This is a genomic window from Aliarcobacter vitoriensis (assembly GCF_003316695.1).
Taxonomy (GTDB): domain Bacteria; phylum Campylobacterota; class Campylobacteria; order Campylobacterales; family Arcobacteraceae; genus Aliarcobacter; species Aliarcobacter vitoriensis.
The window spans coordinates 82,672-102,547 of record NZ_PDKB01000008.1 but is presented as its reverse complement, the minus strand read 5'-3'; the positions used below and the strand labels follow the sequence as shown (position 1 = coordinate 102,547).

13 protein-coding genes are annotated in these 19,876 nt (G+C 26.3%); 7 read left to right on the top strand and 6 right to left on the bottom strand.

Annotated features, from left to right (window positions below):
- Window positions 1–8 precede the first annotated feature (8 nt).
- From nrfA to CRU91_RS05980, 4 genes are all read left to right on the top strand, one after another.
- Entirely contained in the window at window positions 9–1,502 is a 1,494-nt protein-coding gene (nrfA, locus tag CRU91_RS05995; RefSeq protein ID WP_113894313.1) for an ammonia-forming cytochrome c nitrite reductase, read from the top strand.
- Window positions 1,503–1,549: 47 nt separating this feature from the next.
- Window positions 1,550–4,654, top strand: a complete 3,105-nt coding sequence (gene ccsA, locus CRU91_RS05990) for a cytochrome c biogenesis protein CcsA (protein ID WP_113894312.1) — start codon at window positions 1,550–1,552, stop codon at window positions 4,652–4,654.
- Between the two features lie 61 nt (window positions 4,655–4,715).
- Complete coding sequence (locus CRU91_RS05985; RefSeq protein ID WP_113894311.1) at window positions 4,716–6,332, top strand: sensor domain-containing protein; 1,617 nt, start codon at window positions 4,716–4,718, stop codon at window positions 6,330–6,332.
- Between the two features lies 1 nt (window position 6,333).
- Window positions 6,334–6,726 (top strand): hypothetical protein, encoded by a 393-nt coding sequence (locus CRU91_RS05980; protein ID WP_113894310.1) that lies wholly within the window; start codon window positions 6,334–6,336, stop codon window positions 6,724–6,726.
- 323 nt (window positions 6,727–7,049) lie between these two features.
- Here the strand turns inward: CRU91_RS05980 and serS are convergent, their stop codons facing one another.
- From serS to CRU91_RS05965, 3 genes are read right to left on the bottom strand one after another with little or no spacing between them, the layout of a single operon-like run.
- A complete protein-coding gene (serS, locus tag CRU91_RS05975; RefSeq protein ID WP_113894309.1) occupies window positions 7,050–8,291 on the bottom strand; it encodes a serine--tRNA ligase in 1,242 nt (413 codons plus the stop codon).
- Between the two features lie 54 nt (window positions 8,292–8,345).
- Window positions 8,346–9,407 (bottom strand): cation diffusion facilitator family transporter, encoded by a 1,062-nt coding sequence (locus CRU91_RS05970; protein WP_113894308.1) that lies wholly within the window; start codon window positions 9,405–9,407, stop codon window positions 8,346–8,348.
- 10 nt (window positions 9,408–9,417) lie between these two features.
- Window positions 9,418–9,717 (bottom strand): metal/formaldehyde-sensitive transcriptional repressor, encoded by a 300-nt coding sequence (locus CRU91_RS05965; protein WP_113894307.1) that lies wholly within the window; start codon window positions 9,715–9,717, stop codon window positions 9,418–9,420.
- A gap of 163 nt (window positions 9,718–9,880) precedes the next feature.
- On the opposite strand from CRU91_RS05965, the gene CRU91_RS05960 reads away from it, so the two are divergent.
- Complete coding sequence (locus CRU91_RS05960) at window positions 9,881–11,881, top strand: TonB-dependent receptor domain-containing protein (RefSeq protein ID WP_113894306.1); 2,001 nt, start codon at window positions 9,881–9,883, stop codon at window positions 11,879–11,881.
- 30 nt (window positions 11,882–11,911) lie between these two features.
- On the opposite strand, the gene CRU91_RS05955 is transcribed toward CRU91_RS05960, so the two are convergent.
- Window positions 11,912–12,862 carry a helix-turn-helix transcriptional regulator gene (locus tag CRU91_RS05955; RefSeq protein WP_113894305.1) on the bottom strand — a complete coding sequence of 317 codons (951 nt, stop codon included), beginning with the start codon at window positions 12,860–12,862 and terminating at the stop codon, window positions 11,912–11,914.
- Between the two features lie 117 nt (window positions 12,863–12,979).
- Here CRU91_RS05955 and CRU91_RS05950 point away from each other — a divergent pair, with 117 nt between their 5' ends.
- Window positions 12,980–15,097, top strand: coding sequence for a TonB-dependent receptor (locus CRU91_RS05950; RefSeq protein ID WP_113894304.1), 2,118 nt, complete (start codon window positions 12,980–12,982; stop codon window positions 15,095–15,097).
- A gap of 259 nt (window positions 15,098–15,356) precedes the next feature.
- On the opposite strand, the gene CRU91_RS05945 is transcribed toward CRU91_RS05950, so the two are convergent.
- Complete coding sequence (locus tag CRU91_RS05945) at window positions 15,357–16,604, bottom strand: ATP-binding protein (protein WP_113894303.1); 1,248 nt, start codon at window positions 16,602–16,604, stop codon at window positions 15,357–15,359.
- Window positions 16,605–16,669: 65 nt separating this feature from the next.
- Window positions 16,670–17,647, bottom strand: coding sequence for a helix-turn-helix domain-containing protein (locus CRU91_RS05940; RefSeq protein ID WP_113894302.1), 978 nt, complete (start codon window positions 17,645–17,647; stop codon window positions 16,670–16,672).
- A 54-nt stretch (window positions 17,648–17,701) separates the two neighbouring features.
- Here CRU91_RS05940 and CRU91_RS05935 point away from each other — a divergent pair, with 54 nt between their 5' ends.
- Complete coding sequence (locus CRU91_RS05935; protein ID WP_235826963.1) at window positions 17,702–19,873, top strand: TonB-dependent receptor; 2,172 nt, start codon at window positions 17,702–17,704, stop codon at window positions 19,871–19,873.
- The last annotated feature ends 3 nt before the right edge of the window (window positions 19,874–19,876 follow it).

Genomic DNA, 19,876 nt, shown 5'->3' with positions numbered 1-19,876 from the left:
AGAAAATTATGAGAAAATATAAGTTTTTATTTGCAATTTCTGTTATTGCAATAGGTTTAATGTCGGTATTACTGGCTTCAATAAATGAAAAAAAAGCAGAAAAAGAACAACTTTTAGCTGTACCTCAAATTGAAAAGAAATGGGAAACAAAAAGTGAGGAGTTTAGAAAACATTATCCAAGAGAAACTGATTCATGGAAACAAACAAAAAACTCTGATAATATTGATGATATGCTAAAGGCACATCCTGAAATGGTTGTATTATGGGCTGGTTATCCTTTTTCAAAGGATTATAATGCTCCAAGAGGTCACTTTTATGCAATTGATGATGTAAGTAATACATTAAGAACTGCTGCACCAGTAGATAAAGAAAGTGGTCCACTTCCTAGTGCCTGTTGGACATGTAAATCTCCAGATGTTCCAAGAATAATGGATGAACAAGGAAATTCGGAATATTTTACAGGTAAATGGGCAAAATATGGTGCTGATATAGTAAACCCTGTTGGATGTTTAGATTGTCACAATCCTAAAACTATGGAGCTTCAAATTGGGAGAAGTTACCTAAATGATGCTTTAAAAGCAGAAGGTAAAAGTCCTACATTTGAAAATGCAACACAACAAGATATGAGAACTTTAGTTTGTGCACAATGTCACGTTGAATACTATTTTAAAAAGACTCCTTTAGAAAATGGTAAAGTAGCAATGGCTGTAACATTACCTTGGGCAGATGGAACAACAGTTGAAGATATGGAAAAATATTATGATAATATAGAATTTAGTGACTGGGTACATCAAATTTCTAAAACTCCTATGTTAAAAGCTCAACATCCTGAATATGAAACTTGGAAAACAGGAGCTCATGGAAGAAATAATGTATCTTGTGCAGATTGTCATATGCCATATACTCAAGAAGGTGGTATAAAATATACTGACCATAAAATTGGGAATCCTTTGGAAAATATGGATAAAACTTGTATGAATTGTCATAGAGTTAGTGAGAAATCTTTATTAGCAAATATTCAAGATAAAAAAATCAGAAAAGATGACTTAAACCAAAGAGCTTTAGAACAATTAGTTGCAGCTCATTTAGAAGCTGGTAAAGCTTGGGAACTAGGAGCGACACAAGAAGAAATGAAAGATATTTTAACTGATATTAGACATGCTCAATGGAGATGGGATTTTTCTGCAGCTTCACATTCAGCATTTTTTCATGCACCAGAAGAGACTCTTAAAACTCTAGGAACAGCTTTAGATAAAGTAGCAAATGCTAGAATAAAACTAGCTAAAATATTGGCAAAATATGGGGCTAGTGATTATGTTGCACCAGTTATAACTGATAAAAAACAAGCTCAAGAGCTTATTGGTTTACCAATGGAAAAACTAATTGAAGAGAAAAAAGAATTTACAAATGGTTTACTTCAAGAGTGGAAAAAAGAAGCTGAAGAAAAAGGGCTTTTTAATCCAAAAAGTAGAGAAGGTATAGAAAATAAAACTTCATATTAAAAATTAAGAGAAGAAATATCTTCTCTTAATTTATTTAAAGAGTACAAATGACTAATTTTTTTAAAAATCTTTTTGCTATGCCTGTTATGATAATTTTTTTAATATTTATGGCTTTAGCTTGTGCTGTTGCTACATTTATAGAGAATGATTTTGGAGTTCTTGGTGCAAAATCATTTGTTTATGGACAAACTTGGTTTGAACTTATAATGCTTATTTTAACAATTGGAATAGCATTTAATATAATTCTTTTCAAAATGTACAAAAAAAATAAATTTTTTACTTTTTTAATTCATATCTCAATAATTTTTATTTTTATAGGTTCAGCAATGACTAGATATCTGGGCTATGAAGCTGTAATGACAATAGATGAAGGAACTATGGAGAATAAAGTTTATTCAACAGATGAATATATACAAATAAAAATTAATGATGAAGACTATTTTGAGAAAATAGTTATGATGACTTCTTTAAATCAAACAAATTTTGAGTATAAAATTAATATAAATAATAAAACTTTAACTATAAAATATAATAAATATATAAATAATGCTATTGAAAAATTAGTTCCAAGTAGTGATGGTAAAATCGTAATGGATATTTTATTATCTGAAACAATGGGAGCAAAAAATATTCTTTTAGAAGACAAACAACTATTTGACTCTTCATTTTTAACTTTTACTCTTAATAACAATATAAAAAATGAAACTAAACCAACAATAAATTTTGAATCTATAAATGATGAATTTTATTTAACTTCAAACCTTCAAATTACTTTATATTCAAATGATTTAGAAAATCAAACAACTATAAATGCAAATACTAAAATAAAGATTGAAAAAAATAAAATTTATAAAGTTGGTCAAACTCAATTTAAAATCTTTGATGCCTTAATGAATGGTAAGCTTCAAGTTATAAATAGTGATAAAATGTTTGAAAAAGATGAACAAATCAATGCTGTTATTGTCGATTTAGAATATGACAATAAAACTTCACAAATTCCACTTTATAAAAAAGCTAATTCATCTTTAGGAGCTACTCAAACACTATTGATTGAAGATAAGAAAATTGAACTTCAATGGGGAGCAAAAGAGATAATATTACCTTTTTCTATTTTATTAAATGATTTTGTACTTGAAAGATATCCTGGTTCAAACTCACCTTCGACATATTCAAGTTTTATAAAAGTATATGACTCAATTGCAAATAACTCTTTTGAATACACTATTTTTATGAATAATGTTTTAGATTATAAAGGATATAGATTTTTTCAATCTTCATACAAAATGGATGAATCAGCAACAATTCTTTCAGTAAATAAAGACCCAGGAAAAATCCCAACTTATATTGGATATTTTTTACTTTTCTTTGGTCTAATATTAACTTTATTTGTAAAAAATAGTAGATTTTCAAAACTTATCAATAAAAAATATAGTTTAGAAGATATAAAAAAATCTTACTATTTGAAAAAAAATTTAAGTTTATTAATAGTTTGTTTGTTTATTTCTTTACCACAAAAAAGTTTTACTCAAGATTTAGAAAAAATTTATAATATAGACAAAACTCATAGCCAAAACTTAGCTTCACTTTTAGTTCAAGATTATCAAGGAAGGATAAAACCACTTAACTCTCTAGCAATAGAAATTTTAAATAAAACTACAAAAAAAAGTTTAATTAAAAACTTAGATGAGAATCAATTTTTTATTAGTATGATGATGTATCCTGAAATATGGAGAACAATCCCAATTTTTAAAGTAAAAGATTACAATATAAAAAAGATTTTAGAACTTTCTTTAGATAAATCTTATTTTTCTTTTGATGATGTTTATGATAAATATGGTGGTTATAAGTTAGCTAATGAACTTGAGATTAGTAACAATAAAAGTAGTTCAAATAGAACAAACTATGATAAAGAATTAATAAAAATAGATGAAGCTCTAAATATCACTTATTCATTATTTAATGGTGATTTTTTCAAAGTTTTTCCTCTAAAAAATAATTTAAATAATAAATGGCTAAATATAATTGAAGCAAACTCTTATGAAAATGCACAATCAGTTGAAATAAATACTTTAGTAAAAAACTACTATTTTTCACTTTTAGAAAACAACTGGGAAAAAGCAAATATCTATCTTGATGAAATAAAATCTTACCAAAATAATCTTGCTTCAAATATTGTTCCAAATAAGTTCAAAATCAAAGCTGAACTTCTTTTTAATAAATTTGATATTTTTGAAAGATTAATGCCTTTTTATTTAGTTTTAGGAATTATTCTTCTATTTATTGTTTTTATAAATATCATAAATCCAAATCTAAAAGTAGAAAAAATCACAAAATTAACTTTCTATCTTTTAATTCTTGCTTTTATTTTTCATACTTTTGGATTGGCTTTAAGATGGTATATTGCAGGACATGCCCCTTGGACAAATGGTTATGAATCTATGATTTATATCTCTTGGGCTATTACAATATCAGGAATATTTTTTTCTAAACAATCTCATTTAGCACTTAGTTGTACAGCTATTTTAAGTGGAATTACACTTTTTGTTGCTCATTTAAGTTGGTTAGAACCACAAATTACAACTTTAGCACCAGTTTTAAAATCATATTGGCTAACTATTCATGTAAGTGTAATTACTGCTAGTTATGGATTCTTAGCACTTAGTTGTCTTCTTGGATTTTTTTCTTTAATTTTATATATTTTTGCAAATCCTAAAAATGAAAATGAAAGATTTTTTAGAATACTTCTTAGTATAAAAGAGGCTTCAAGAATAAATGAAATCTCTATTTTAATTGGTATTATACTTTTAGTTATTGGTAACTTTTTAGGAGGAATTTGGGCAAATGAATCTTGGGGAAGATATTGGGCTTGGGATCCAAAAGAGACATGGACTTTAATCTCAATTATAATTTATGTGATAATTATCCATTTAAAATATATAAAAAATGTAATTAATGATTATATTTTAAGTCTATTATCTGTTATTAGTTATTTTAGCATCATTATGACATATTTTGGAGTAAATTATTTTTTAAGTGGAAAGCACTCTTATGCAGCAGGAGAACCTATACATATACCGAATTTTATATACTTTATACTAATAATTATAATATTAACTATATTACTTTCATTTAAAAATAGGAAAATCTTATAAGTTTTCTATTTGTTTGATTTGTTATAATATATTCTTATTTTTTAACACAAGGTAAAACTATATGAATAACATAAAATCAAAAACCCTTTTAAAATTAATATCAAAACACTCTCCTGATATGCTATGGGTAAAAGATTTAGAAGGAAAGTATCTATATGCAAATAGTGCTATATGTACTGGTTTACTTATGGCAACAGAGGATGAAGTCTTAGGCAATACCGATATCTTCTTTGCTAAACGAGAGCGAGAAAAATATAAAGACAATAAAGAATGGCACACTTTTGGGGAATTGTGTAAAAATACAGATGAAGAAACTATCAAAGTTATGAAACCATCTAGGTTTTTGGAGTATGGTAATATAAAAGGTAAAATGACTTATCTTCAAGTTGATAAAGCTCCTTTTTTTAATAAAAACAATGAACTAGTTGGAATTATAGGTACAGCTAGAGATATTACAGAAGAGACTATTCTAAAAGAAAAAAACAATCATCTTATGTATTTTGATCAACTCACATCTTTGCCAAATAGACAAAAAATTATTATAGATATTTTGGAAAAAAATCCAACTTCTTGTATTATTTTTAATATCGATGATTTTAAAGAAGTAAATGATTTTTTTGGTACACAAAATGCTGATCAAATTTTAAAAGATGTAGCACAAAGATTTATAGACTATAAATACGATACATATAGAATAGATGGAGATGAATTTGCAGTACTATTTTTTGATGATAAATCACTAGAAAATTTAAAAAAAGAGGCACAAAATATATTAAATTTACTAGATGAAAAACCTTTTTATATAGAAGACAAAGAGATTTTAATAGGCTTTTCAGTTGGAATTGCAAAGAGCAATGATAATCTTTTAACAAAAGCCGATATTGCAGTAAATAATGCAAAAACTTCAGATAATCATATTTGTATTTATGACGAAAACCACAATATTGAAGAGAAATATAAAGAAAATATAGAATTAGCAGCTGAGATAAAAGATGCAATTTTAGAAAATAGAATAGTATGTTACTATCAACCTTTATTAAATATAGAAAATGGCGAAATATATTCTTATGAATCATTAGTTAGGATGATAGATAAAAAAGGAAATCTTATCTCTCCACTAAAATTTTTAAAATTTTCTAAAAAAATTAGACTTTATTCAAGTATTACAAAAAAAGTTGTAGAAGAAGCTTGTAAAACTTTTCAAGATCGAGATGAAAATTTCTCAATCAACCTTAGTATTGATGATATAAAAGATTCACAAACAGTTGATTTCATATTAAAAACAATTAAAAAAACAAAAACTGCACCAAAAGTTACTTTTGAGATTTTAGAATCAGAAGGAATTGAAAATTATAACGAGGTAATAACATTTATTAATAAAATAAAAAAATTAGGTGCAAGAATTGCTATAGATGACTTTGGAACTGGCTATTCAAACTTTGAACATATTCTAAGATTAGATGTTGATTATATAAAAATTGATGGTTCTTTAATAAAAAACATAGTAGAAGATGATAAACATAGATTAATAGTCGAAACTATAGTTAGCTTTGCTAAAAGAATTGGTATTAAAACAGTTGCAGAGTTTGTTTCTGATGATGAAATCCTTAAAACAATTAAAAATATTGGGATTACTTGTGCACAAGGTTTCCATATAGGTAAACCCGAATCATTCTAATATGAAAAAGTATATCTTTGCTTTATTATTTGTTGTAAGTTATGCTTTTGCATCAAATGAAATTCAAAAAGCTTTTCTTGTAGCATTATTTACAAATAATGGCAAAGGTGAAAATGTACAACATAAAATTACTACAACTCTAAGTTATGTAAATAAAGGTGAAATAATTTCAAAAGTTGCTATTATAGGAAACTACAATAAGAATACAAAAGTTATAGTAAAACTAGCAGGAATCGAAGGTAAATTGCTAGATGAATTAACACTTTATAATGATATAAATAAGAAAGTTTTTGGAACAGAATTAACTTTTAAGCACAATAATATACCGAAAAAAGGATATTTTGAAGTTTTTGTTGATGGGAAGTTATATGATACAAAAGTTTTTGTAAAATAAGATTTACCAAATTCTTAAATTTTCTTAGAAAAGTAGCATTAAAATAGCAAAGTTTAAGTTTAGAAGTTGTAAGATTTCATTGATCAAGAGGTTTTATCTATAACTTATCTCTCCTTAGTTAAAAATGTAGCAATTTTGGTAAAACCTCTTTCAAAGGTCGTTCTGTTAAATATTAGGTTTATGTATAGTTTTAATATTTTTTTAAAACCTGATAAAAGGAAGATAGCTCTCCTGTCTTCCTTCCCCCACATAGTTATTTTTAGTTTTAAAGTTTTATGATTTATTTGGATATTTTTTAGCTATTGAGATTTTATCTCAATAGTTTATTTCATATATGGTTTTAATACTTCTGGAATGTTTACACTTCCATCTTCATTTTGGTAATTTTCCATAATAGCTAATAATGTTCGTCCAACTGCTAAACTTGAACCATTTAATGTATGAGCTAAAATATTCTTTTTATCTTCTTTGTATCTTATTTTTGCACGTCTAGCTTGAAAATCTCTTGTATTTGAAATAGAAGAAATTTCTCTAAATTTATTTTGTCCAGGAAGCCAAACTTCTAAATCAATAGTAACTGCTGCACTAAATCCTAAATCTCCACTACAAAGTTGTACTTTTTGGTGACAAAGTCCTAAAGAAGTTAATAAATCACTTGCACACTGTACCATTCTTTCAAAAATCTCATTTGATTGTTCTTGTGAAGTAATCGCAACCATTTCAACTTTATCAAACTGATGTTGTCTTATAAGTCCTCTTGTATCTCGCCCTGCACTTCCTGCTTCTTTTCTAAAACAAGGAGTGTATGAAGTAAGAAGAAGCGGTAATTCACTAATATCAATAATCTCATCATTATATAAATTTGTAAGACTTACTTCAGCAGTTGGGATTAAGTATAAATCTTCGCCTTCAATTTTAAATAAATCATCAGCAAATTTTGGAAGTTGCCCTGTTCCTTGAAGTGTATTTGAATTTGCCATAAATGGAACATACCACTCATTAAAACCTCTTTGTCTATTAAAATCCAGCATATAATTTATCAAAGCTCGCTCTAATCTAGCCCCATCACCTTTAATAGCGGTAAATCTTGATTTTGCTAATTTTACACCTCTTTGAAAATCTAGCCAATCGCAAGATAGATCCCAATGCTCTTTTGGTTCAAAAGTGAAATTTGGTTTATTTCCAATTACTTCTAAAATAACATTTTCATCTTCATCAACTCCAAAAGGAACATTTTCATCAGGAAGATTTGGTACTCCTAAAATTATTGAGTTTAGTTCTTCTTCTAAAATTCTTACCTCATCTTCAAGGCTTTGTTTTGTAGTTTTTAAGCCATTTATTTTTTCTTGAAGTTCACTAATATCAAGATTTTCTTTTTTATATCTTCCAAACTCTTTTGATAAAATATTTTGTTCAGCTGTAACCTCTTCCATAGCTTGTCTTTTATCTTTTGTTTTTTGTGCCAATGCTTTTAAACTATTTAAAAGTTCATCATCAACACCTTTTTTTTTCAAAGATGTTACTACATAATCAAAATCTTTTTGAAGTAATTTTATATCTATCATATTAACTCTTTATTTAAATTTTGGGCGATTATATCAAAGTTTAACAAAAAAAAGCTACCATTCAAACTGAAAAGTTGTATGAACTATTTTAAACTTTTCTTTTAAATTATGATTTATTTTATTCAATATCTCTTCATAGTTATCCAAATCTTTTTTATCTATTTTTACATGAGCTGTCATATTATACATATCTTGAGTTATTTCCCAAATATGAATATCATGAAGTTCCAGTACCTTTTCATTTTTTTCGATATATTCTTGAACTTCTTTTATATCAACTGGTGAACTCTCAAGTAGTGTATTTACAGAAACTTTTAAAATATCAATAGCCCATTTTAAAATTACAATAGAAACTAACAAAGCTAAAAGAACATCTACAAAATACCAAGAAGTATAATAAATAACAATATAACCTATAATAATTGCAACTGAAGATAAAGCATCTGTTAGCATATGCACAAATGCTGATTTTAGATTGATATTATTCTTATCACCTTGCATCAAGATAATTCCAGTAACAATATTTACAACAAGCCCTATTATTGCAACTAACATAGCAGTTTTTATATCTATTGTTTGAGGTTCAATAAATCTCTCATAAGCTTCATAAACAATCCATATTATTGATAAAATAATAGTAATTCCATTTATAAAAGCAGCTATTACTTCAACTCTATAATATCCAAATGTTTTAGAAATTGGTGCAACTTTACTTGCTAAAATTATCGCAATAAGTGAGACAATCAAAGCAAAAGAGTGTGTAAACATATGAATTGCGTCTGAAATAAGTGCTAAAGAGTTTGATAAAAATCCATAAAAAAACTCTAAAAACATTGTAATAAGTGTAATTCCTAAGGCCCACTTTAAAACTTTTTTATCAGTTCCTCTATGGTCATGTGTATGCCCCCCTATTCCATGATCATGCCCACAATTAGTATGTGTATGAGAATGACTATCTTGCTTTTTTTTTGCACTAAAAATAAACTTTTGTTCCAAGTTTTGTTTTGAATTAGTATTTGCTAAATTGTGTTTATGTTCATCATCATGGTGATGATGGTCAGATTCTTTACCTAAAAATGGTTTATGATCATTTAAACCAAATTTACAACTTGCCATTTTTTATCCTTTATTTTCCATATACTTTAATAATTTCAAGTAAATTATCAATTTGTGCTTCTGCATCAGCAGAATTACCATTTTTAATATTTTCTATCATATGACCTTTTGCAAAATGTTCAATATATGAGTTTATCATACCATTTACAGCACCTTTAATTGCAGTTAATTGTCTAATTATTTCATAAGGATCATCTTCCAACTTTAAATTTTCATCATTAAATCTATTTTTCAATGAATGAACTTGACCGTGAATTCTATTTATTCTATTTTGAAGTTTCTTTCGTTCTACATCACAACAATATGCCATTTTTTCTCCTATTTAATCTATAATATATCATAGGGGGGTATAGTATAATATTCAAACTTAAATAAATATTATTTCTTTATTCTTAAGATGCAACTAAGTTGCATAATAATATTATTCACATTTGCAACCTAGTTGCATTAATTTATCTTATAAAAGGAAAATTATGAAAACAAATAAACCTAGAAAAATTATCTCTTTATCTTATGCTATATTACCTTGCATATTATTTGGACAAACAACTGTTCTTAACGAGATTAAAGTACAAGAGAATAAAGAAATAAAAACAAATTCTATTGATGTAAATTTAGCAAAAACTGAACAAAATCAAGCAAATTCTTTTTTTGATTTATTCGAAAACAACTCTTCAACTGACACTGGTGGTGGTGCTAAAAATGCACAAAGAATCTATATAAGAGGTTTAGAAAGTTCAAACTTTAATATATCTTTAGATGGAGCAAAACAAGGTAAAAATATGTTCCAACATAGAGGAAATGAACTTGGTGTTAATCCAGATTTACTAAAAGTTGTAAATATTAAAACATCTCCTGATGCCTCAAAAGGTGGAGCACTAGGAGGAAGCATAAATATGACTACAAAAGATGCACAAGATTTTGTAAAAGGTGATAAAAATTATGGAGCCATTTTTAAAGTAGGATATAACACAAATGCCGAACAAAAACTTGGAAATGCAACAGCCTATCAAGTTTTTAATGAACATTTAGGAACTTATATAACTATCGGTGGAGTAAATAGCAAAAATTATGAAAATGGAGCTGGAAATAAAGTTTTAGCAACTGGGTATAAAGATAGAGATTATCTATTTAAATTAAGTTTATTAGATGTAAAAGATAATGATTTAAGAACAACTATTAGCCAAAATGAAAATAGTGGAATCTATCAGTGGGGAAGAGCTGGAAGCGATGTTGGATTGGCTACTGATCCAACACTGCTTGAAAAAATCATAATGACAACAACAAATTATGCTTTAAATCACAACTATAATCCAAATAATTTAATAAATTTAGAAACAAATTTAAATTTTAGTGAAGTAAAAATTGATAGAGAAACAAATCATAAAGAGTACAAAAATGATGCTTTTGGGTTAAAAATTCAAAATCACTTTGATTTTGACATAGCAAAATCTCAAAACAGAGTTTCTGTTGGTGCAGAACTTCAAAAAGAAGATGGAAAAGGAAGCTTTGATCCACATAATTTAGATAAGGCAATTACAAAATATTCTCCTGTAAAATCGCAAAATCAAGCTTTATTTATACAAAATAGAACTTCAATTGGGTCTTTAGGTATTGATTATGGATTAAGATTTGATGATTATGAATTTGAAACTGGGTTTGGAAAAGCTAGTGATGATACTTTTTCCCCAAATATTGGACTTGATTATGAAATAACTTCTAACTCTTTAATATATGCAAATTATGGGCAAAGTAGTAGAATGAATGGGATTATTCCTTTTACTTGGATGACACAAATCAAAAAAGATACAAAATACTCATCAAAACTTGATGCTGAAAAATCTAAAAGATATGAAGTTGGATATAAATATGATAAAAATAGTCTTTTATTATCTGATGATTATTTAGTTTTTAATGCAAATTTATTTAAAACTGAAATTAAAGATTTAATAATTGCAAAAGCTACAAATGGTGGAAGTGGAGAAGGAGGAAGAACTTTAGTTGATATTTTTAATAGTTCTAGTGAATTTGAATCTAAAGGTTATGAATTAAAACTATCTTATTCTTATGATATTTTCTCTACAAGTTTAGGATATACAAAAATCAAAACAAATACTATAAATGATGACTCAGGTTTAGTGGCAGGAGTTGATGAATCAATCACTTTAAGAAGAGTTGGAGCTTACGATAGTGAAAATTTTATTTGGAATATTGGAATTGAACCTATAAATAATCTGGTACTAGATTATACTTTAAATGCTGTTTCTGGAATAAATGACCCTTTAATAAGAAGTGGTTATACAACTCATAATATCAATGCAAAATATCAAGTCTTAAAAAATTTAACACTTTTTGCTACTATAAATAACCTAACAAATAAAGATTATGGAAAACATACAACACTTGATAGAATGGGTGAATATAGACATGAAATGGGAAGAGATTATAGAGTTGCTTTAAAATATGAATTTTAAATATAAATATCTCGTATAATTACGAGATATTTAATAATATTTTTTTATTTTTAAAAGTTCTTTTGGATTAAATCTAAAATATTTATTAAATGTAGCCGTAAAACTTTGTTGATATTTATATCCTAAAATAATAGAAACTTCATTTATATTATATTCGCCTGTTTCAAGTAGTTGTTTAGCTTTTAACATTTTTTGTTCAATCATCAAATTTCCAGGACTGGTGTTAAAATATTTTTTAAATCCTGTTTTTAATTTAAACTCATTTAATGCAACTTTTTTTGATAAAGTTGATATTGTAAAATCTTCTTGCAAAGATAAAATCAACTCTTTTGCTTTATATAAAGCTTGTATATCTTTTTCATCAAACTTTACAATACTATTTTTAGATATTGTTTTTTCTTTAAAAAGTTCAAAAAACTCACAATACAAAAGCTCTAAAACTTTTGATTGTAAAAAAATATCTCCTAGATTTCCTTCATACATATCAAAATGGTAAAGTTGATTTAAAATCTTATTTGTTAAAAAATTTGTAGCTTCGCTTTTTAGAAGTTCTTGGCAACTATTTTTTTCTAAAGCATTTAGAACATAATCACTTTTTTTATTCAATGGCAAATTTTTAACTAAAAAATCTTTTTTTACAATCAACGAAATTTTATTTATTTCACCCCTTTTTGCTTTTGATTCGCTACTTTCTTCTTTTATTAGTTCTATATCTGTTCTATTATTTGAAGTTGAAAAGCCGTAGTTATGGATTTTTGATTTATAACTTACATCTCCAATAAGATTAAAATCAAGTAATATTCCATCAACTTGTGACTTTGATTGAACTGTAATATCATCTTTTAAAGTCAGGTTTGCTTTTACAAAATAGACATCATCAACCACTTTTTTATCAAAAATAGAAAATTCAACTTTCTCTTTTGGAAGAAACATCATTCCTTGATTATCACAAAATTGAAAAATTGTTTCATTTGAAGACATATTTATCCTTTAAAATACTACTAGAATAAAAACTAATACTAATAAATTAAAAAAATCAGCATTAATAATACTAAGTATTGATTATAATATTTTTAAAATAAAACTTAGGGAGTAAAAATGTATAAAGCATTATCAAAATTTACAATTATGTCACTTATTGCCAGTCAAATATGTTTGGCAAATGATTCAAAAACAACTACTTTGGAAGAAATCACTGTAAGTGCAAATAAAATGGAAGAAAATATCCAAGATGTACCTCAAAGTATAAGTGTAGTTAGTGAAAACGATATGGAAGAAAAAGCAATAAAAAGTGTTCCAGATATTATTGAAAAAATACCAAATCTATCTTCAACATATATGTATTCTGAAAGAGTTAATTTTAGAGGTATAAACACTTCTGTTTTTACAAATAATAATCCAGTTGTTATTTATATAGATGGAGTTCCACATAGTAGTGTTTATGGTTTTGATGCATCTTTACAAAATGCACAACAAGTTGAGATTTTACGAGGACCTCAAGGTGCATTATATGGAAAAGATAGTATTGGTGGAGTTATAAACATCATCACAAAAAAACATAAAAATGAGTTAAATGGACATATTGGAGCAGAATATGGTACAGATAACTTTATGCAAACAACTTTTAATGCAAATGGAGCAGTAATTACTGATAAGCTTTTTTTAGGAATAAATGGAAAAGTTGGAAAAGATGATGGTTGGCAAACAAATCATAATCCAAATCAAGACAAAGATTCTACAAGAAAAGAGTTTCATCAGTTAAATGCAAACTTAACTTTTAAAGCCACAGATAATTTTACTATGGCTTTAAATATTTTTAATGACAAAGATTATAAATATGGTTTTGAAGGTGGAGCTGTTCATCAAACACAAAATATAAACGATTTTAAAAGAAAAGATTTTAAAGATGTAAATTACGAAACTGATACTTATATGAAAAATAAATCAAATGCCCAATCACTAAAAATGGAATACTCTTTTGATGATAATAATTCTTTGACATCAATAACAGCAAATAAAAATATGGATATAGATGGAACTTGGGATGTTGATTTAGGAAACAATCCAAGTTATGATGGAATGTCTATGTTCCAAGATGCAAAATCTAAAAATTTTTCTCAAGAAATTAGACTAGCTGGTGAAAATAATCTATTTAGATACATTACTGGAATATATTTTGAAAAAGATAGTTTTGATTTCGACAATTATGGTAATGAATATCCAGGGTATTTATTAGGAGATCCATTTGGTGCTGGAGTTGGAGTGAAATTTAACTCTGTATCACAAGCAGATAGTTCTACTTATGCAGCTTTTGGACAAGTTATTATCCCTTTTGGGGAAAGTTATGAATTAACTCTAGGTGGAAGATACCAAAAAATAAAAAAACAGATGAACTTAGATTATTATTACAATCCTATAAATGTATCAGCTAATCCAATTTTTCAATTTGATGAAGAGCATACTTGGAATAGTTTTTTACCAAAAGTTGCTATTTCAAAAAAATTTGATAATAAACTAACAACTTATGTGACTGCCTCAAAAGGTTATCTTCCAGGAGGTTATAATAATTATGCTTCTTCTGGAAATGAAGAAGATAATAGATTTGATGCTCAAACATCAATGAACTATGAAGTAGGATTAAAAGGGTCATTTTTAGATGATAAACTTTTATTTGCAACATCATTATTTTATTTAGATATAAAAGATATTCATGTTTATAGCACTGATAAAACAACTGGTATGATGTACACTTCAAATGCGGGAGAAGCTGATTCTAAAGGAGTAGAATTGGAACTAGCTTACAATATAAACAATAATTGGAGAGTAGATACTTCTATTGGTATAATGAAAGCAACTTACTCAAATTTTATTGATGCAAGTGACAATAACAATAAAAACAATAAAATAGAAAGAACACCTTCTCATTCAGCAAATTTTGGAGTTTCATATTATGGTGATAGTGGATTTTATGGAAGAGTTGATATAAGAAATCAAGGAGATATGTATTTTAATGCACAAAATAGTTTAAAACAAGACTCTTATACTATTGCAAATGCAAAAATTGGTTATTTGTTTGATGATTTTGATGTATATACTTATGTTAAAAATATTACAGATGAAAGTTATATAGTTGCTCTTGAAGAAATGGCTGAATTTAGACAATTAACTTATGGAAAAGGAAGATTTATAGGCGTTGGATTAAAATACTCTTTTTAAAAGAGTATTTTATTCATAATATTTTTATATCTAATACAAAAACGCAAATAGCCAAAGTGGAATTTTATTTTTAAACCCTATTTCAATATCATCGCTCACAACAAAACTATTTTCAATATCTTTTACTTGTGAAAAATCTTTGTTTTTCCCACCAATTTAAAAAATGTAAATCCGTATTTACAACCTTTATATTATTTTGTAAATTTAGATTAACATATTATATAAATTTGTCAATGACTCAATAGTAATAAGTTATTGTTTATTCAAAAAAATATTCCCAAAAAGGTACAACTTTTACATCTTCTAAAATATCATTTTGCCTATAAGTTATAATATATTTTTCATCTACTTTAAAAGGAAGTTTCATCAAACCATTTAATTCTCTTATTTTATTTTGTTCATTTAACTGATAACAAACTTGAATAGCGATAATAAGATTATCTTTTTTCACTATAAAATCACACTCAAAATCTTTGTTATAAAAATATATCTCAAAATCTCTTTTTTGAAGTTCACTAAAAGTCAAATTTTCTAAAAGTTTTCCATAATTTGAAGAAAAACTATATCCTAAATTCATAAATCCATTATCACATAAATATAGTTTCTTTTTATTATTCATTTGCTCTTTTAAAGAGTATGAAAATTGTTTTATTTCACTAAATAGATAACAACTTTCTAAAACCCAAATATACTCTTTTATCGATTTATCATTGAGTTTTAAAACTTTTGATAAAGATGAGTAAGAATACAAAGAAGTAAGATTTGTAAGTGAATAAAAACTCAACTCTTTAAAACTTTTTATATCTCTAATTTGATTATTTGCAACACAATCTTTTAATAAAATAGTTTCATAATAACTACTTATTAAATCTCTTTTTAAATCTTCTTCTATCTCATAAACTTCAACAAAAGAGCCAAACAAAAGCATATCATCTACTATTTTTAAAACCTTTGGCAAATTCTTATTTAATTCTAAATAGCTATTTATTTGGTTTATTTTCAAAATCTCTTTAAATTTTAAAGGATAAATTTGTGTTGAAAGATATCTGCCTGTTAATAAAGTTGAAAACTCTGTATTTAAAAGTGATGAATTTGAGCCTGTAACAAAAATTTTTATAAATTCATTACTATCATAAACACTTTTTACATACTTTTCCCAACTATTAATTGCTTGAACTTCATCTAAGAATAAATATTTTATATCTTTTTGTGTTAGTTTTTTTGCTGTTTGAATTATTTCATAAAAGCTTTGTGGATTGTTTGAATACTTTATAAAAAATGGGTCATCTAAGTTAAGATACAAAATTTCTTCTTTATCAATACTTTGACAAAGATGATTTATAAGTAGTTTAAAAAGTGATGATTTACCACTTCTTCTTACACCTTGTAATACTTGAATCTGTTTTGTTTTTAGATTATCAATAAGTTTATAAAAAATATCTCTTTCATACAAACCATCATATTCACTTTCCCAATGTTTATTCTGAGATATTATTACATTATTCATATTGTAATCCTTAAAATATATAAATATTTCGTAGTATAGGACGAAATATTAATTTTGTCAATGACTTAATAGTAATATTTTCTTGTTTTCATAACATCTTTTGGACGAACACCAAAAAATTGAAAAAAGGCATTTGAAAAACTTTGTTGATACTTATATCCAACATAAAATGCTACTTCTGAAACAGAATATTCACTATTTTCAAGAAGTTGTTTTGCATAGAGCATTTTTTGTTCTAGTATCATCTGTCCAACAGTTGTATTAAAAAGTTTTTTGAATCCAAATTTTAATTTAAATTCATTTATTGCTACTTTTCTAGCCAATGTTGGTAAATCTGGAAAATCTTGAGTTAAAAGAATAATATCTTTTGCTCTATATAAAGCATCAATATCATCATTTGAAAGTTTTATATTTTCACAGCTACATTTAGTTTTACAAAAACAATTATTTACTTCATTGAATTCATTATAAATTATCTCTAAAACTTTACTTTGTAAATATATATCATTTAATTTTCCACAAAATGGTGAATTAAAAAGTTCATTTGCTAATTTTATATTTGCTAAGGTATCTTGTTTATGTATAAATGTTGATACATTTTTATCTTTCGATTTTCTAAGCTTTTCAAGTAAACAAAATTCTTTTGATAGATATTTCTCTAAAAAATCACTCTTTATACCTATTGCCAAGCCTTTTGAAAAACTATTTTTTTCAAGTTTAGATGTAGATTCACACTTATCTATATATTTTATATACAAATCATTTTTCTTAAAAAGTTCAGATTTATCTGAAGAATTAGCCCTATACTCCATTTTCCCTTCTAAAATAATATTTATAAATAATATATCAACATCTGAATTTGAATGTATAGAAATATTTTCATTTGATTTAGCTTGAGTTTTAAATATCAAAATATCATCATTTATAACCTCTTTTTTAGAACGCATATATCCTAAGTCATTTGGCAAAGATAAAGTAAAATCATTGTTTGAGGAAGAAGACATAAATTCACTTATGTCATCTATTGTAAAAGTATAAGACATTTTTATCCTTTTATATTTAAAAAAAATCCAAAAATATTATATTTATTTTTGAAATTGACAAATATTATTATTATAATTCAAACTTATTTAAAGTTTAGTAAAGGAATAAAAAGTGAAAGAAAGAAAGAAAGAAAGTTAATACTTGCATCACTATTTGTAAGTTCACTGCTATATGCAAATGAAACTACAAAATTAGAAGAAATAACTGTTAGTGCAAATAAAATGGAGGAAAATATAAAAGATGTTCCTCAAAGTATCTCTGTAATATCTGAAGAAGAGATTGAACAAAAAGGGATTAAAAATATATCAGATATAGTAAAAGAAGTTCCAAATATGAATATATTAAATGCAGCAAATGGAGCAGCAGTTTCATTTAGAGGATTAAATAGTTCTATGTTTACAAATAACAATCCTGTTGTTATATATGTAGATGGTGTTCCATACTATGATAGATTTGATTTTAATCCAAGTTTAGCAGATGTAGAGCAAATAGAAGTTTTAAGAGGTCCCCAAGGAACATTATATGGGAAAGATGCCATTGGTGCTGTTATAAATATCACAACAAAAACTCCTAAAAATAAATGGAGTGGAAGTATAGAAGCAGAATATGGAAATGATAATACTTTTAATACAAAGCTAAATACAAGTGGAGCGATAGTTGATAATAAACTATTTGCAGGAATAAATGGCTCTTTCTATCATACTGATGGTTGGATTACAAACAATTATTCAAATATGAGAAAAGATGCAAATGAAAAAAATGATAGAAAAACAAGCGGTTTTTTACTGTGGAAACCAACAGATAATTTTTCAGCTAGATTAACAATAGCTGATAACTATGAGAAAAAATACTTTATGGATGGGTTCAGTTCAGACCCTAATCTTGATATAAATAGTTTAAAAAGAGATGATGCTAAAAATGTAAGCTTTGATGTACCAGCTTGGGATAAAACAAAAGTTCAATCTCAAGCTTTAAATCTCTCTTATGAACTTGACAAAGTAAAATTTGACTCTACTACAACTCATAAAAAGATGGATTTAGATGCAGAATTTGATATAGATAATAGAGCAAATCAAGGACAAGAAGATGGATTAGGACAATGGAATTATACTGATCTTGAAACTTTATCTCAAGAGTTTAAGCTTTCAAGTAAAAATCAAGATATAAAATGGGTAACTGGACTATATTTTGATAAAGAAAAAAGAGAACAAGGTCCTTATGGTGGAGAACAATGGGCAGATATGTCATATTATGGTATGGGACAAGGAGTATATTTTGGAGATGCCTACTCTAAAACCGATAGTAAAACTTATGCTATCTTTGGACAAACAATGATTCCTTTAGGAGAAGATTTTGAACTTACTTTAGGGGGAAGATATCAAAAAATAAAAAAAGAGATAGATGTAATAGCAAAATCTAGTTTTGCAGGTATGCAATTTCCTGATGTAAATTATGGTGATAAAAAAACTTGGAATTCTTTTTTACCCAAAGCTGCACTTTCATATAAAATCAATGACAATCTTACAACTTATGTTTCAATCTCAAAAGGTTATATGCCAGGAGGATTTAACTATTATCCCTCAAATAATATAAGTGAAGAAAATACATTTGAAGCACAAAAATCTATAAACTATGAAATAGGAGCAAAATATATAGGAGATAGTTTTGCTTTAAATACAAGTATATTTAGAATGGATATAAAAGATATTCATATTTATAAACAACTTATGGGAGGAACTGTATTTGCTACTGGAAATGCTAAAAAAGCTCACTCTCAAGGTATAGAAATGGATGGAACTTATTTTTTAACTGACAATTTAAGTCTTTTGGGAAGTGTGGGACTAATACAAGCAAAATATGATGACTATGATGATGGAAATAGAAAATATAATGGAGAAAAGATAGAAAACACACCTTCTTATACAGCAAGTTTAGGTGTTTCATATCTAGCTGATAGTGGATTTTATGGAAGAGTAGATTTAAATGCAAGAGGAAATACAAGTTATAGCGATGGAGCAAATAATGGTAGATTGATAAGAGCAGATGGGGGAATAACTGCAAATGCAAAAGTTGGATATAAAGTAGGAAATTTTGATATTTATGGATATGTTAAAAATATCACAGATGAAGATTATGTAATATCTTATATGTCTAAATCTGGCTCATCTTGGGTTGGTTTTAATGAACCAAGAAAGTTTGGAGTTGGAGCAATTTATAAATTTTAATCC

Excerpts from the sequence above, each read along its gene's own strand:
- nrfA (WP_113894313.1), top strand. The coding sequence starts at position 9 with ATGAGAAAATATAAGTTTTTATTTGCAATTTCTGTTATTGCAATAGGT.
- ccsA (WP_113894312.1), top strand. The coding sequence starts at position 1,550 with ATGACTAATTTTTTTAAAAATCTTTTTGCTATGCCTGTTATGATAATT.
- CRU91_RS05985 (WP_113894311.1), top strand. The coding sequence starts at position 4,716 with ATGAATAACATAAAATCAAAAACCCTTTTAAAATTAATATCAAAACAC.
- CRU91_RS05980 (WP_113894310.1), top strand. The coding sequence starts at position 6,334 with ATGAAAAAGTATATCTTTGCTTTATTATTTGTTGTAAGTTATGCTTTT.
- serS (WP_113894309.1), bottom strand. The coding sequence starts at position 8,291 with ATGATAGATATAAAATTACTTCAAAAAGATTTTGATTATGTAGTAACA.
- CRU91_RS05970 (WP_113894308.1), bottom strand. The coding sequence starts at position 9,407 with ATGGCAAGTTGTAAATTTGGTTTAAATGATCATAAACCATTTTTAGGT.
- CRU91_RS05965 (WP_113894307.1), bottom strand. The coding sequence starts at position 9,717 with ATGGCATATTGTTGTGATGTAGAACGAAAGAAACTTCAAAATAGAATA.
- CRU91_RS05960 (WP_113894306.1), top strand. The coding sequence starts at position 9,881 with ATGAAAACAAATAAACCTAGAAAAATTATCTCTTTATCTTATGCTATA.
- CRU91_RS05955 (WP_113894305.1), bottom strand. The coding sequence starts at position 12,862 with ATGTCTTCAAATGAAACAATTTTTCAATTTTGTGATAATCAAGGAATG.
- CRU91_RS05950 (WP_113894304.1), top strand. The coding sequence starts at position 12,980 with ATGTATAAAGCATTATCAAAATTTACAATTATGTCACTTATTGCCAGT.
- CRU91_RS05945 (WP_113894303.1), bottom strand. The coding sequence starts at position 16,604 with ATGAATAATGTAATAATATCTCAGAATAAACATTGGGAAAGTGAATAT.
- CRU91_RS05940 (WP_113894302.1), bottom strand. The coding sequence starts at position 17,647 with ATGTCTTATACTTTTACAATAGATGACATAAGTGAATTTATGTCTTCT.